The organism is Microbacterium sp. (assembly GCF_029263575.1).
In the GTDB taxonomy this organism is placed as follows: domain Bacteria; phylum Actinomycetota; class Actinomycetes; order Actinomycetales; family Microbacteriaceae; genus Microbacterium.
On the sequence record NZ_JAJUFV010000077.1, the window covers coordinates 1 to 14202 of the forward strand.

Here is a 14202-nt window from a genome sequence, read left to right on the forward strand (position 1 = left end):
CAGCCGGATGCTGCCGCAGCTGCGCCGCCGTCGACGCGCTGCCCGTGAATCCGACGAGATCGCCGAGCCGCAGCAGGTCGAACAGCCCCGGAACGCTGCCGCTGACCAGTTGCAGCGAACCCTCCGGCAGCAGATGGGACTCGACGAGAATCCGCACCATCGCCTCGGTGAGGTACCCCGTGGGCGTGGCGGGCTTGATGAGCGTCGGCATCCCGGCCAGAAACGCCGGGGCGAACTTCTCGAGCGGACCCCACACCGGGAAGTTGAAGGCGTTGATCTGCACCGCGACACCGGGCAGCCGGGCGAAGATGTGCCGACCGAGGAACGAGCCGTCCTTCGACAGCGGCTCGACCGCGCCATCGACGTACACGTGCGCGTTGGGCAGCTCACGTCGCCCCTTGCCCGAGTACGCGAAGAGCACACCGATACCGCCGTCGATGTCGACCCACGAGTCAGCCTTTGTCGCGCCCGCCCGCGCCGAGAGCTCATACAGCTCGTCCTTGCGCTCGGTCAGTGCCAGTGCGAACTTCTTCAGCAGCACGGCCCGCTGATGAAAGGTCAGCCGGCCGAGAGAGGCCTGCCCCACCGTGCGGGCGTAGTCGAGCGCGCCAGCGAGGTCGAGTCCTTCTGCGCTGACGTTCGCGACGACCTCGGCGGTCGAAGCATCCCGAACCGCCGTTGACGCAGCGGTCGGCTCAGGAGCCCACCAGGCATCCTGCACATAACTGGGAAGGAAGTCGGTCACGATTCACTCCATTCGTAGAATCCCTGGCCGCTCTTGCGACCGAGTCGGCCGTCAGCGACCAGCTTTCGCAACAGTTCCGGCGGCGCGAAGCGCTCGCCGAGCTTGCGGTGAAGTTCCTCGGCGATACCGAGACGAACATCGAGGCCGACGATGTCGGTGGTGCGCAGCGGACCGACCGGATGCCGGTACCCCTGCTCCATCGCCGTGTCGATGTCTTCGGCGCTCGCGACGCCGGCTTCGACCATGCGGATCGCCTCCAGCGCCAGCGCGACGCCCAGACGGCTGGATGCGAAGCCCGGCGAATCGCGCACGACGACCGGCGCTTTGCCCAGCCCGGCGACCCAGCCGCGCGCCGCCGATTCGAGCTCGCTGGCGGTGCGAGAGCCGATCACGATCTCGACCAGCGTGGACGTCGGAACGGGATTGAAGAAGTGCAGTCCGAGAAACCGTTGCGGGTTCTCCAGCGCAGAAGCCAGCTCGTCGATCGAGATCGACGACGTGTTGCTGGCCAGCGGCGTGCCGGTGCTGATGATCTCTTCGGCCTGGCGCAGCGTGTCGATCTTGGTTGGTCGGTCTTCGAAGACGGCCTCGACGACGAGGGCAGAGCCGCGCAGCGCTGTGAACGCGGTCGATGCCGACACGGCATCCGTCATCTTGTCCAGGCTCTTCTGCGCAAAGCCCTTCTGCGCCGAGCGCTTCAGTGAAGCGTGCACGCGCTCCAGCGCAGCGGCGGCAGCGTCGTCATCGCGCTCGACGATCACGACCCGCGAGCCGGTCAGGGCGAAGGCGTGCGCGATTCCGGCGCCCATGCGGCCGCCGCCGATCACTCCCACGGTCTCGGGCATGCTCATGCGGTCTTCTTCCTGTCGAGGAATGCGGTCATTCTGCGGTGCTTCTCGGATGACTCGAACAGCTCTGCCTGCAGCTCCAGCTCCAGCTGCGGGTGCTGATCGGCATCCGCCAACAGCGCCCGCTTCGTGTGACGCGTCGCCAGCGGGTCGTTTGCCGCGATGCGGTCGGCGATCTCGTGTGCGGCATCCATCAACTCGTCCGCCGGGTGAACAGACGACAGCAGTCCCCACTGCACAGCCTCGTCGGCGCGCAGGATCCGACCCGTCAGCAGCAGCTCGCTCGCCCGCGCATCGCCGACGATCTCGGGCAGCCGCCAGGTGGCGCCCGCCGCGGCGATGATGCCCAGCCCCGTCTCGGGGTTGCCGATCCGCACCGAGGGTGTGCCGATTCGGATGTCTGCCGCGTACGCGAGCTCGGCGCCACCGCCCAGCGCGTATCCGTCGATGGCTGCGATCACCGGCATCGGCAACGAACGGATGCGCCGGAAGGCTGTCGTGTTGATGCCCCGCCGGGCGTCATCCGCGGTGCGCTCGCGCAACTGTGCGATGTCCGCTCCCGCGGCGAAGACGCCGCCGGACCCGGTGAGGATGAGCGTGCGCGGATCGTCTTCGAGCTCCTGGCAGATCGCGTGCAGTCCGTCGATCGTCGCTTGATCGATGGCGTTTCGCACCTCGGGCCGGTCGAGCGTGACGACGACGCGGTCGGCACGGCGGTCGATGTGCAGCGGCTCAGTCATGGACCCGCTCCACGCGATAAACCTCGGACATCGTCATCCTCTCGTTCTCGGTCGGGGTGCTGTCGAAACAGATTTCCCAACCGATCGGTCAGTAATATGGTACCGGTGACGGCGGAGTCGTCCAGAGTCAGGCAGACTGGTGCGATGGCGAGCGCCCGGCGCCCGCGGAGAGGAAACGATGCGAGCAGCGCAGACGAGCGGTGTGCGAGCGCAGACGAGGCGTGGTCGGCCCGGGTACGACAGCTCCGAAGTGCTCGAGATCGCTGTTCGCCTGTTCATCGAGAAGGGTTATGACGCCACCTCTGTCGCCGACCTCGCCGAGCGACTCGGGCTGACCAAATCAGCCGTCTACCATCACTTCGAATCCAAAGAGCAGCTTCTCGGGCTGGCGCTCGACGAAGCGCTCACCGGACTGGAGAGCGCCCTCGAGAATGCGCTCGCGAACGCGCGTTCGGCACCCGAGAGCTTCGCCGACGTCATCCGCGGAGCCGTGACGGTGCTGATCGAGAGACAGCCCTACGTCACGCTGCTGCTGCGCGTTCGAGGAAACAGCCCCGTCGAGCACGCCGCTCTTGAGCGGCGGCGGCTGTTCGATACCCGCGTCACCGAAGTCGTACGTACCGCCCAGAGTCAGGGGCTCGTGCGCGACGACATCGACGCGGCGGTCGCCACTCGCCTCATCTTCGGCATGATCAACTCACTCACCGAGTGGTACCGACCCGGCGGCACGATCGATGCGGATGCCATGGCCGAGACCGTACTCGCCACAGCGATGAGCGGGCTGCAGGTTCGCTAGTAGGGGTGAGCGGGCGGTCTTTCGCCGACGCGGGCGCGCGTCGCGGCCCGACTGACGTCGCTCAGGCGCTCGCGATGACGGTCTCGGCGAGCGGCCGGCGCGTACGCGGTGCGCGCTCGCGCTCTTGCAGCGCGTCGGAGAGCACCGATGCATCGCCGAGGTCGCCGATGGCGAGCACGGTCGTGGGAGCGAAGCGCTCTTCCAGCTCGAGTCGGGTGGCGACGGCGTCGGCGTCGAAGCCGCTCATCTGGTGTACGAAGAGTCCGTCGTGGTGCGCCTGCACGCTCAGGTGCGCGACGGCCTGGCCCACGTCGTAGGACGCATGGGTGATGACCGTGCCGTTCTCGTCGGCCGTCTCGGCGATCGCCACGATCAGCGCTGCGGCCGCTGGCGCCCAGGTCTGGTTGAAGCCGATGAGCGATGCGACGATGTCGGCGTGCAGCGCGGTGCCGCGGCGAGCGATGACGAAGCGCCACGGCTGGCCGTTGTATGCCGACGGCGCCCAGCGCGCGGCCTCAAGGGCCGCGGTGAGCTTGTCTTCATCGAGCGCTGTCGTGGCCTCGTAGGCACGGGGGCTCCAGCGTGCGGTGAGAATCTCGTTCACCGGAACGGAGGTGTCTGCAATGCGCTCGATCGTGGAAGTGCTCATGATGCCTTTCGGGGTACGTGACGTGTCGGACCCCGTCGTCCATCATCTATTCAGCGTAATACAGCGTGCTGAGAGCATGTCACCCGGCGTAACCTGCTCAGATTCCCGCGAGTCGTGCTGCCCGCCGCTCTTGCTGCACATCGGGATCGGGCACCGGTGCCGCCGCGAGCAGGCGCCGCGTGTAGTCATCGGACGGATGCTGCAGCACCTGTGCGCGCGAACCCGATTCGACGAGCGACCCCTTCCGCAGCACAGCCACGCTGTCGCACAGCTCGTCGATCACGGCCAGATCGTGGCTGATGAACACGCACGCGAAGTTCAGCCTCTCCTGCAACTCGCGAAAGACATCCAGCACCTGCGCCTGCACCGATACGTCCAGCGCACTGGTCGGCTCATCCGCGATCAGCAGCGCCGGATCCAGCGCGACGCCGCGGGCGATCGCCACACGCTGCTTCTGTCCGCCCGAGAGCTCGTGCGAGTACCGACTGGCGCGTCCCAGCAGTCCGACCGAGTCGAGCAGTGCATCGACGCGGTCGTTCAGCTCGCTGCCGCGCAGCCCCCGGATCGCCTGCAGCGGTTCTTCGACACTCTGGCGCACGGTGTAGCGCGGATTCAGCGACAGCGCGGGGTTCTGAAACACGACGCCGATGCGACGGCGGGTGTCACGGCGAACCGCCCGCGTGGCGGTGAGCATGTCGACGCCCTCGACGGTGATCGACCCGCCGCTCACGGGAGCCGCACCGATGATCGCGCGCCCGATGGTCGACTTGCCGCTGCCGGATTCGCCGACCAGGCCCAGAATCTCGCCCTGGCGCACCTGGAGGCTGACACCGTTCACGGCGTGGAACAGCCCACGCAGACGATTGCCGTAAGTCACCTCGAGGTCGGCGATGTCCAGCACCGGCGGCTGTTCAGTCGCGACAGCTGCGTTGATCGTCTCGCGCTCGCCGATGCGCGGCACCGCGTCGAGCAGTTGCTTCGTGTACGCCCCCGCCGGTGACAGCAGCACCTCGCGCACGGAGCCCTGTTCGACGAGTTCTCCGTCGCGCATGACGGCGACACGATCGGCGAGCTCGGCGACGACACCCATGTCATGCGTGATGAGCAGTATCGCACGCCCTTCGCGACGACCCAGACGCGCGAGCACGTCGAGCACCTCGGCCTGCACGGTCACGTCCAACGCGGTTGTCGGCTCGTCGGCGATGAGCAGCTGCGGGTCAGCGGCCAGGGCCATCGCGATTCCGATGCGCTGACATTGTCCGCCTGAGAGCTCATGCGGATACTGCTTCATGCGCCGCGCGGGTTCGGGAATCTCAACAAGCTCGAGCAGTTCGATCGCGCGCCCCCGCGCCGCGGCGGCGCTGATCGAACGATCATGCGCGCGAACGGCTTCGACCACCTGGAACCCGATCGTGAAGACGGGGTTGAGCGAGGCGACCGGGTCCTGCGAGATGAGCGCGATCTGCGCACCTCGCACGCGCCGCAGCTCGCCGGCGCTGAGGCCGAGAAGCTCGCGTCCGTTCAGCGTGATCGAACCGCTGGCGTGCGCGTTCTCCGGCAGCAACCCGATCACAGACAGAGCCGTGACCGACTTGCCCGACCCGGATTCCCCGACCACCGCGACAACCTCGCCGGGCGCGATCTGCAGGTCGAGCCCGTGCACCACCTCGACCTGATCGCGCGTGCCGAAGTGCACTCGAAGATCACGGATGTCGAGAACAGGAGCGGTGGTCGGTGTGCTCATATCAGACCTTGTCTTCGCCCTCATCGCGGGCGCGCTTGTGCTCTTGCCAGTCGGCAAGCATCTTGTGGTGATACTCCTGCACCCACTCGAGGTAGTCGCGACCGTTCGTGAGGCGGATGCGGGCGTCCTTCTCATCGGGACCCAACCAGCGAAGCGCCGTGTCGATCGAGTCGATGTGTCGGTCGAAGTAGCGTCGTTCGTTCGCGAGGAAGCTTCCCCATGGGTCTTCTTCGGCCTTGAAGTAGTGACTGCGGTCACCGGGAACCGAGTGGCGCCGAATGTAGTTGGTATCGATCAGGCGTCTGGTCGCCATCGACACCGCGCCCGTGCTCGCGCTGAGCGCTTCGGCGAGATCAGCAGACGAGATGAATGGCCGATCCATGATCATCAGATAGCCGAGCACGCGCCCGTCCATGCGCGAGGTTCCCGTCATCTCCCAGATCAGGCTGATCTCCTCGGCGAACTGTCGCCGGTACTGCTCGCGCTCGTCGATGTCAGGGGTGTCAGCGGTCATCGATTCGTCCCTTCTCGTGCGTCCAGCATCCCATTGTCATCGACGCTCTCGCGGATCGAAGACGCTGCGAAGCTCTTCACCGAGGGCGACGACGGCCAGCACGGTGAGGGCGAGCAGGATGCTGGGCAGCACCAGCACGTGCGGAGCGCTCTGGAAGATGCGCGAGCCCGCAGCGATCTGCAGACCCCACGAGATGGCCGGAGACGAGAGCCCGATGCCGAGGTACGTCAGGGTGCTCTCGGCCACGATCACCCCACCGACCGTCAACGTCGCCAGCAGGAGCACCGGTTGCACGGCATTGGGCACGACGTAGCGGGTCACGATGCGTCCGACACCCAAGCCCATCGTGCGGGCGGCCAGCACGTGGTCGGTGCCGGCCACTGACCGGACGGATGCGCGCATGAGCCGGGCCATCATCGGCCAGCCGAACACACCGAGCACGACGCCGACGGTGAGCACGTTGCGGGTGCCGAGCATGTTCAGCACGACGATCGCGGCGAGCAGGAAGGGGAAGCCGAGAAAGACCTCGGTGGTTCGCGACACGATCCAGTCGGCCACGCGCCCGCCCATGCCGGCGACGATGCCGAACACGAGAGCGATCGCCAGCGAGATGACGGTGGCAAGCAGACCCACCGCGATCGATGACTGCGCGCCGTAGATCGCCCCAGCCCAGATATCGCATCCCTGCAGGTCGAAACCGAACGGATGCCCCGGCGCCGAGGCGACCTTGCTGTCGGCCAGGTTGCACGCGCGCGGGTCGCCATGGCCGAACAGTCCGGCGAACGGCGCCGGTGCCACCGCGAAGGCGAGCATGACGAGCAGAATGATCGTGCTTATCCAGAACAGCGGGCGACGAAGCAGCAGCTTCCACGGGCTCGTCGCCTTCTTCGGCAGGACGACACCGGTCGTCTTGGGCACCGCGATCTTGGCGGTCGGGGGAGGAGTCTTCTCAGGCACGGCGGATCCTCGGGTCGAGCAGCGCGTGGATGCCATCCACCAGCAGCGAGGTGATCAGGAAGATGAGGATCAGCGCCGTGGAGATGCCGACCACCATCGCCGCCTCGTGGTCACGGATCGCGGTGAACAGCAGATTGCCGACACCGGGAAGGTTGAAGATGCCCTCGATCACGACCGTGCCACCGAGCAGAAAGCCGAGGTCGGTGGCCAGGAATGTCGCGGTCGGGATGAGGGAGTTTCGCATGACGTGCAGGCCGATCACGCGCCCCTCGCCGATGCCCTTCGCCCGCGCCGTGCGCACGTAGTCGGCCTCGAGGTTCTCGATCATCGAACCGCGCACCAGACGTGAGACGGCAGCCAGGCCGATTGCGGCGATCACGAGCGAGGGAAGCAGATACGACAGCGGCCACCCGTCTCGCGTTCCTGCCACCGGCAGCCAGTTCAGCTGAACGCCGAAGATGATCTGCGCGGTGATGCCGAGCACGAACACCGGAATGCAGCTGAGCCCGATCGCGATGACCAGCAGACCCTTGTCGATCACCGTGCCCTTCTTCAGAGCCGAGACGATGCCGACCGTGAGACCCAGCGCCACCTGGATCACCCAGGCCGTCAGCGCCAGGGTGATCGTGACCGGCCAACGCGTGGCGAGCTTGTCCGAGACCGAACGCCCGGTGAGGTCGAGCCCGAGGTCGCCCTGCAGCAGATTGCCGAGATAATTGGTGTACTGCACCCACAGCGGCTGGTCGAGCAGGTACTTCGCATTGATCGCATCGACGACCGACTGCGGCAGTTGACGATCGCCCGCCAGAGCGCGAATCGGATCACCGGGCAGACTGAACACGGCGAGATAGATGATGAACGTCACGCCGACGAAGACGAGCGCGAACCCCGCCACCCGCTGCGCAATGCTCAGCGTCATTCGCATCAGCGGTGCTCCAGGTGGGCGTGGGCGGCGAGAATCGCCCCGTACTGTACGCCGACGACGCGCGACAGCGGCAGGGGCACCGAACTGCGCCCGGCGGATGCGTCGCGAAGCCACCCGGTGAACAACTGCTCGGCATCTGCGGCTGCGCCGCGCACGGTCGGCGCGGCGATGCCGGCATCGACCTCTGCCCTGAGCGCTCGTCGCAGCATCCCGCCCCAGCGCAGGCGATGCAGGTCGACCAGGCCGTCCAGGCTTGCCAGTTCGGCCACCGTCGCGGGCCGATCGCCTTCAGCATCCGCTCGTGCGATGTTGCTCTCGCCAGCCGTCACGGCCATGGGCGAGAACGCGCGCGCAGCGCGCAACAGGGCGGTATCCATTCGCACCCGTGAATCGACGCGTGCCAGCAGGGCGGTGAGCAGTTCTCCGGTCTCGACGAGCTGTTCGCCGCTGCGGCGCAGCGCGTCACGGTACAGCGTGTCGGTCGGCGTGGTGTCGTCAGCCGACGGATCGCTGAACTGCGGCAGCTCGGCGATCAGCGAGAGGGCGCCGTACTTCGACGCATACGAGGTCGAGGCGTCACCGGCCGAACCGGGCGGGTACGGGTCGAAGCCCTGCGCCTCGGTCCAGTCATACGCGTCTTCCAGCGTGCCCATCTCGTAGATGGCCTGATCGAGCACCGTGAAATGCGCGCCTTCGGGCTCGCCCACGTGCAACGGCACGTCACAGGATGCCGTGACCTGGTGCAGCAGCGGGTAGAGAGCGGGCACCGCGCGCGACAGATAGAAGTACGCGCCTCCGCCCTCGCTGTTGTGCAGCGGAACGTACAGATCGGGTCGGGTGCTGTCGATCGCCCGGGCCAGTGCCTGTGTCTCGGGCATCATGGCGTCGAAGTACGCGGTCTTGTAGTCGAAGGGGAAGGTCCACTCGACCTGCTCATCTGGCGCCGGGCGGAAGAACTCGCGGGCGTAGCGCTCGCGATCGGCGGGGTCGCCGAACCATCCCTCGTTCAGTCGTGTGCCGTCGGGGTCGGCGCAGGGGATGATGTGCCAGGCGGTGTCGAGCCCGTCTCGAAAGGCCTCGTCGTGCACGAGTTGTTCGACCAAATGCACGATCGTGAGTGAGCCGATCGGCTCGTTGGGGTGGACGGCGCCGACGATCAGCGCCGACCGGCTGCCCGTGCCGACGTGGTAGAGCCGGATCGGCTCGCCCAGCCTGCTCGTGCCGATGCGTTCGACGGTGATCAGCTCGGGGTGCTCGGCACGCACATCTTCGAGTCGCTGATGAAGCTCGTCGACGGTGGGGAAGTGCGTGTGCTCGGGCACGGCGCCGGCACGGCGAAGGATGTCCTCCGCCGTGCCGAGCGCTGTTGCGGGGTAGTGCGGCAAAACTTTCGGCTCCCGTTCAGTCGGCGACGATGACCTCGGATACGTTGACGGCACCCGAGTTGGTGTGCAGTTCAGCGATGCGATCCGAGGTGACATAGAGGTAGCGGTTTCCGAACAGCGGCACCGTCGGGAAGTCCTCGAGGATGCGCTCCTGCACGGCGGTGTATCCGGCGTACGACTCTTCGAGAGAGTCGGCGGCATTCGCCGCCTGCAGCAGAGCGTCGACCTCGGGGTCGCTGTATCCGCCGGCGCCGAAGTTGCCCTCGCCGGTGGCGGTGAACACAGCCGTCAGGGTGTTCTGCTGGCTGGGGTACAGCGCACCCCAGCGGGCGCGGAACGGTCCGTTGGTGTCGCCCTGGGCGACCATGTCGGTGAAGGCGGCGAAGTCAGCCGAGGGGGCGGCGACGACGCTCTCGATGCCGAGGTTCTGGCGCAGCTGGTTGGCGATGGCCTCGAAGAGGTCTTCCTGGCCCCAGTTGGCGATGAAGTGCACCTGCATCTCGCCGTCGAAGCCTCCAGCCTCTTCTAGCAGAGCCTTCGCGGCGTCGGGGTCGAACTCGCAGAACTCGCCGCATACGCCCTCGGGGCTGCCGGGCATGCTCGGGGCGGTGAGTGAGGTGGCAGGCACCTGCGAGCCGCCGAAGACCGCATCGTTGATCGCGTCGCGGTCGATCGCCATCGAGATGGCCTGGCGCACGCGAACGTCCGAGAAGCGCGGGTCGTCGAGGTTGAAGCCGAGGAAGTCGACACCCGGGGCGTCGAGCTCGTGCACGTGATCGCCGAACTCGGTGCGCGCCTGCTCGACCTGTGACGCGGCGATGGCGACGATGTCGATCTCGCCGGCCAGAGTGTCGGTGTAGGCCGTCGCCGTGTCGAGGTAGGGCACGAACGTGATCGCGTCGATCGTTGGTTCGTCGCCGATGAAGTCGTCGTAGACGACGGCGTCGATCGGCTCGGTGGCAGACCAGCCGTCGACGAGCTGGAACGGGCCGTTTCCGATCGGATTCTCCTCCCACGTCTCGAGGTCGTCGAGCGCGCCGTCGGGCAGCGGATACAGACCCGTCTGTCCGATCGTCAGCTGCAGCGGGTACTGGCGATCGGCGGCGACCAGCTCGACCGTGAAGGTGAGGTCGTCGACGACCGTGAGGCCCGACAGTTCGGTAGCGGTCGGCTCGCCCTCGGACGGGTTCATCTCGGCGTAGCCGACGACGTTGGCCAGCTGTGCACCGTTGACCCAGGCGTTGGGGCCGTACGCGGCGTAGTTCCAGGTGTCGACGTAGTCCTGCGCGGTGACGGGGGAGCCGTCGTGGAAGGTCCAGCCGTCACGGAGTGTGATCGTCCAGGTCTTCGCGTCATCCGATTCGACCGACTCGGCGGCGACGTAGCCCACTTCGCCGTCCTCGCTGATGCTGGTCAGCGGTGAGAAGATCGTCTCGAGGATCGCGTAGGAGCCGAACTGGTTTCCGGGCACGAACGAGTCGGGCTCTTCGACCGCGTAGCGGATCGGGTCGCTGGTCTGATCGCCGCCGTCGGATGATCCTGCCGAGCATCCCGTGAGCGTCAATGCCGTCACCGCGGCTGCGGCAGCGATCATTCGTTTCTTGCTGTGCATAACTCCTCCTTGAGCCACACCTCTTGGACTGGGTGCGGCGGGATGGGCTGCTCGGGTGGGCATCCCGTTCCCGCACGCTAGAACGAACTGTGTTCAGTCGTCAATGAAGTTTCAAAGATTGTTGAAACTTGTAATAGGAGTGAAACACGATCGACGCCTGAGCGCAATACCCGAGAAGAAAAGGAGGGCACGGATGCCGCGACCGCAGTCGCAGCATCCGTGCCCTCCCGAACCCGCATCGGGGGCGCTCAACCGCGCATCGCTTCGCCCAGCTTGACCCGAGCTCCCATCTTCAGCAGCGAGTTCTCATAGATCTTCGCGCCGATGAGCACCACGACCACACAGGCCACGAGCAGCAGCGCAAGCGATGCGAGCGGCTCCCACCATGCGGCCTCGTTGAAGAACAGTCGGATCGGCATGCCCACCGGAGCCGAGAACGGCACGTACGACAGCACGGTCATCACCACGGGGTTGTCGCCGAAGAAGATTACCAGGAAATACGGGATCATCGTCAGATACATCACCGGAGTCATCGTGGTGCCCGCGTCCTCCTGGCGAGATACGAGCGAACCGGCCGCCGCGAACATCGCCGCAAGCAAGATGAACCCGAAGAAGAAGAACACCGCGAACCAGGCGACCGGCCCACCGATACCCTGCAGAACCGCGGTCTGGCCGGTGACCATGAGTCCGATCGAGCCGATCACCACCAGCAGCAGGATCTGCGACATCGCGAGAATCGTGTTGCCGACGACCTTGCCCGCCAGGAGCACTCGTGCAGGAACGGTTGAGAGCAGGATCTCGACGACGCGGGTCTGCTTCTCCTCTACGACGCTGGTGGCGACAGGCAGACCGAACATCATGGCTGCCATCATGAACACCAAACCGAACCCGAAGCCGAGAAGGTAGCGCAGCGGGCCGTCGTCGGTGCCGGGATTGAGCAGTTCGACGCTCGGAGACTGCGAAAGCATCATCAGCAGATCCTGCGGTGCACTGCTGTCGGCGATGATGGTGATGCCCGTGGGCGAGGCGGCGTCATCGACCAGCGCAGCCTCTGCCTCACCGCTGGTGACGAGTTCTTCGGCGGCGGCGCGATCGGCGACCTCGGTCACCTCGTAGCCGTCGACGCCTTCCAACGTGCTCGATGCTGACGCCGTCGCCGCAATAGGGGTGGCGCTTGACGTCTGGCTGGCGATGCCAGCCCAGATGACGCCCGCGAGTGCCAGCAGCAGGAGGATGGCTGTGGAGATCAGATACGCCTTGCTGCGCAGCTTGGTGCTCAGCTCGCGTTCGGCGACGAGCCAGACGCCCTGTGCCGTGGAGATGGTGGTTGGCGTTGACGCGTTCACTGGATGACCTCCTTGAAGATCTGCGAGAGAGAAGGATGCTGCGGGCTGAAGCGGGCGACGTTGCCACCCTCGAGCGCGCGACGCAGCACACGCTGCGCGACCTCGGGGTCGTCAGCGTCGAAGATCGCGTTGCCGCCCTCGAAGTCGACGACACTGATGCCGGATTCGTCACGCAGCCAGCCGACGTCGCCGGTGCTCTCGAGCTCCCAGCGTGGAGCCGAGTGCTCTTCGCGAAGCTGCTCTCGCGGGCCGGCCGCGCGAATCGTGCCACCGGCGATGATCACGAGGTCATCGCACAGTCGCTCGACGACATCGAGCTGGTGCGACGAGAACAGCACTGAGACGCCGCGAGCCGCCCGCTCCTGCAGTACGGCCGCGACCGTGTCGACCGCGAGAGGGTCAAGGCCGGAGAACGGCTCGTCGAGAATGAGCACCTCAGGGTCGTGCACGAGGGATGCTGCGATCTGGGCGCGCTGCTGATTGCCGAGCGAGAGCGCCTCGAGGTTGTCGTTCAGTCGCTCGCCGAGTCCGAGCTCGGTCAGAAGCGCGGTGGCTTTCGCCGTGGCATCCGTCTTGTTGAACCCATGCAGACGAGCGAGGTAAACGACCTGCTCCAGCACCTTCATCTTCGGGTACAGCCCGCGCTCTTCCGGCATGTAGCCGAACTGGCGGCGCGCCTCGGCGGTCAGGTCGGTTCCACCGAGGGTGACCGAGCCGCCGTCGGAGGCGAGCAGGCCGAGGATGATGCGCATGGTCGTGGTCTTGCCCGCGCCGTTGCCGCCGACGAAACCGGTGAGATGGCCGGCTTCGACCGAGAAGCCGACGTCATCGAGCACGCGGCGAGATCCGTAGCTCTTCGTGACTCCGGTGAGTTGCAGTGTTGCTGAGGTCATGACTCAACACTATGAATTGGCCGTGCGCTGCGGCATCCCCCGCAGGGCGGATTGCGTGTCTCCGTCTGAGGGCGGATGCTCGCACGCGGGGAAGTTCTTTGCATTCATGGGAATAGACCCGCTGCACCGGTCGTTGGCATCGGAGAACGCAATCGCTCACTCGAGCCCGAAAGAAGGAAATCTCTGTGACTCGCACCATCGGATACATCGTCGGCAGCATCTCCAGCACCTCCATCAACCGCCGCCTGGCGAAAGCACTCGTGAACCTCGCCCCTGAGGACACCGAGTTCGTCGAGATCGAGATCAAGGACCTGCCCTTCTACTCGCCCGACTACGACGGTGACTTCCCCGAGGTCGCGACCGCGTTCAAGCAGGCCATCGCCGACGTTGACGGCGTCGTCATCATCACGCCCGAGTACAGCCGTTCCATCCCCGGCGTGCTCAAGAACGCGCTGGACTGGTCGACCCGCCCCTACGGCGAGATGTCGTTCTACGGCAAGCCGGTCGCCGTCATCGGAACCTCGGGCTCGGGCGTCGCCACCGCAGCCGCCCAGCAGCACCTGCGTGCGATCCTCGGCCACTTCAACGCCATCACGATGGGCCAGCCCGAGGGCTTCATCCAGTCGACCCCGGGCCTGTTCACGGAAGACGGCCAGGTGACCGACGACTCCACTGCCGGGTTCCTCCGCGGCTACCTCGAGGCGTTCAACGGCCTCATCTCACGCGTGCAGCACTCCGCCGAGCTCGCGAACGCGTAACCCACGCGCGGCGCCGGACATTTCGACAGGCTCAATGACCGGCGCCGCCCCGGCTCCGCTCCCTGAGCGCCGCCCCGGCTCCGCTCCCTGAGCCTGTCGAAGGGTCGGGGCCAGGGCACCCCGCACGCGGGCGTTACACCAGCCCGCCGCGCAGCGCGAGCACGATCGCCTGCACGCGGTCGCGCGCGCCGAGCTTCTGCAGGATCCGTGAGACATGCGTCTTCACGGTCGCCTCGCCGATGTACAGCCGGGCGGCGATCTCAGCGTTGCTCATCGCCTCGGTCATGAGC

15 protein-coding genes are annotated in these 14202 nt (G+C 66.4%); 2 read left to right on the forward strand and 13 right to left on the reverse strand.

What is annotated here, in order from left to right; genetic code table 11:
* The 3 genes from Q1J95_RS09235 to Q1J95_RS09245 form a co-directional block, all read right to left on the reverse strand.
* On the reverse strand, positions 1 to 745 hold a 745-nt coding region (locus Q1J95_RS09235), incomplete at its 3' end, for an aldehyde dehydrogenase family protein (protein ID WP_300267225.1).
* The gene (locus Q1J95_RS09240; RefSeq protein WP_300267226.1) at positions 742 to 1596 is read right to left on the reverse strand and encodes a 3-hydroxyacyl-CoA dehydrogenase family protein; all 855 of its coding nucleotides are present in this window, start codon (positions 1594 to 1596) and stop codon (positions 742 to 744) included. The genes Q1J95_RS09240 and Q1J95_RS09235, both read right to left, overlap by 4 nt.
* Complete coding sequence (locus Q1J95_RS09245; RefSeq protein ID WP_300267227.1) at positions 1593 to 2333, reverse strand: enoyl-CoA hydratase/isomerase family protein; 741 nt, start codon at positions 2331 to 2333, stop codon at positions 1593 to 1595. Before Q1J95_RS09245 ends, Q1J95_RS09240 begins: the two co-directional genes overlap by 4 nt.
* Before the next feature lie 178 nt (positions 2334 to 2511).
* Here Q1J95_RS09245 and Q1J95_RS09250 point away from each other — a divergent pair, with 178 nt between their 5' ends.
* On the forward strand, positions 2512 to 3129 hold the full coding sequence (locus tag Q1J95_RS09250) for a TetR/AcrR family transcriptional regulator (protein WP_300267228.1): 618 nt from the start codon (positions 2512 to 2514) through the stop codon (positions 3127 to 3129).
* A gap of 61 nt (positions 3130 to 3190) precedes the next feature.
* Here the strand turns inward: Q1J95_RS09250 and Q1J95_RS09255 are convergent, their stop codons facing one another.
* From Q1J95_RS09255 to Q1J95_RS09295, 9 genes are all read right to left on the reverse strand, one after another.
* Positions 3191 to 3778: a nitroreductase family protein gene (locus Q1J95_RS09255; RefSeq protein ID WP_300267229.1), complete on the reverse strand. Its 588-nt coding sequence runs from the start codon at positions 3776 to 3778 to the stop codon at positions 3191 to 3193.
* 97 nt (positions 3779 to 3875) lie between these two features.
* On the reverse strand, positions 3876 to 5522 hold the full coding sequence (locus Q1J95_RS09260) for an ABC transporter ATP-binding protein (RefSeq protein ID WP_300267230.1): 1647 nt from the start codon (positions 5520 to 5522) through the stop codon (positions 3876 to 3878).
* A gap of 1 nt (position 5523) precedes the next feature.
* Complete coding sequence (locus Q1J95_RS09265) at positions 5524 to 6036, reverse strand: MarR family transcriptional regulator (protein ID WP_300267231.1); 513 nt, start codon at positions 6034 to 6036, stop codon at positions 5524 to 5526.
* Between the two features lie 36 nt (positions 6037 to 6072).
* Positions 6073 to 6993, reverse strand: coding sequence for an ABC transporter permease (locus Q1J95_RS09270; protein WP_300267232.1), 921 nt, complete (start codon positions 6991 to 6993; stop codon positions 6073 to 6075).
* Positions 6986 to 7918: an ABC transporter permease gene (locus tag Q1J95_RS09275; RefSeq protein WP_300267233.1), complete on the reverse strand. Its 933-nt coding sequence runs from the start codon at positions 7916 to 7918 to the stop codon at positions 6986 to 6988. Before Q1J95_RS09275 ends, Q1J95_RS09270 begins: the two co-directional genes overlap by 8 nt.
* A complete protein-coding gene (locus Q1J95_RS09280; protein ID WP_300267234.1) occupies positions 7918 to 9303 on the reverse strand; it encodes a M14 family zinc carboxypeptidase in 1386 nt (461 codons plus the stop codon). Before Q1J95_RS09280 ends, Q1J95_RS09275 begins: the two co-directional genes overlap by 1 nt.
* A 16-nt stretch (positions 9304 to 9319) precedes the next feature.
* Positions 9320 to 10915: an ABC transporter substrate-binding protein gene (locus Q1J95_RS09285; protein ID WP_300267235.1), complete on the reverse strand. Its 1596-nt coding sequence runs from the start codon at positions 10913 to 10915 to the stop codon at positions 9320 to 9322.
* Between the two features lie 248 nt (positions 10916 to 11163).
* Entirely contained in the window at positions 11164 to 12261 is a 1098-nt protein-coding gene (locus tag Q1J95_RS09290) for an ABC transporter permease (protein ID WP_300267236.1), read from the reverse strand.
* The gene (locus tag Q1J95_RS09295) at positions 12258 to 13154 is read right to left on the reverse strand and encodes an ATP-binding cassette domain-containing protein (RefSeq protein WP_300267237.1); all 897 of its coding nucleotides are present in this window, start codon (positions 13152 to 13154) and stop codon (positions 12258 to 12260) included. Before Q1J95_RS09295 ends, Q1J95_RS09290 begins: the two co-directional genes overlap by 4 nt.
* Positions 13155 to 13333: 179 nt before the next feature.
* Between Q1J95_RS09295 and Q1J95_RS09300 the strand changes: the two genes are divergently transcribed.
* Entirely contained in the window at positions 13334 to 13912 is a 579-nt protein-coding gene (locus tag Q1J95_RS09300; RefSeq protein ID WP_300267238.1) for an NADPH-dependent FMN reductase, read from the forward strand.
* Positions 13913 to 14045: 133 nt separating this feature from the next.
* On the opposite strand, the gene Q1J95_RS09305 is transcribed toward Q1J95_RS09300, so the two are convergent.
* On the reverse strand, positions 14046 to 14202 hold a 157-nt coding region (locus tag Q1J95_RS09305), incomplete at its 5' end, for a LuxR C-terminal-related transcriptional regulator (RefSeq protein ID WP_300267239.1).

Coding starts and splice junctions, on each gene's coding strand:
- Q1J95_RS09240 (WP_300267226.1), bottom strand. CDS start 1,596: ATGAGCATGCCCGAGACCGTGGGAGTGATCGGCGGCGGCCGCATGGGC.
- Q1J95_RS09260 (WP_300267230.1), bottom strand. CDS start 5,522: ATGAGCACACCGACCACCGCTCCTGTTCTCGACATCCGTGATCTTCGA.
- Q1J95_RS09275 (WP_300267233.1), bottom strand. CDS start 7,918: ATGCGAATGACGCTGAGCATTGCGCAGCGGGTGGCGGGGTTCGCGCTC.
- Q1J95_RS09285 (WP_300267235.1), bottom strand. CDS start 10,915: ATGCACAGCAAGAAACGAATGATCGCTGCCGCAGCCGCGGTGACGGCA.
- Q1J95_RS09250 (WP_300267228.1), top strand. CDS start 2,512: ATGCGAGCAGCGCAGACGAGCGGTGTGCGAGCGCAGACGAGGCGTGGT.
- Q1J95_RS09265 (WP_300267231.1), bottom strand. CDS start 6,036: ATGACCGCTGACACCCCTGACATCGACGAGCGCGAGCAGTACCGGCGA.
- Q1J95_RS09295 (WP_300267237.1), bottom strand. CDS start 13,154: ATGACCTCAGCAACACTGCAACTCACCGGAGTCACGAAGAGCTACGGA.
- Q1J95_RS09255 (WP_300267229.1), bottom strand. CDS start 3,778: ATGAGCACTTCCACGATCGAGCGCATTGCAGACACCTCCGTTCCGGTG.
- Q1J95_RS09245 (WP_300267227.1), bottom strand. CDS start 2,333: ATGACTGAGCCGCTGCACATCGACCGCCGTGCCGACCGCGTCGTCGTC.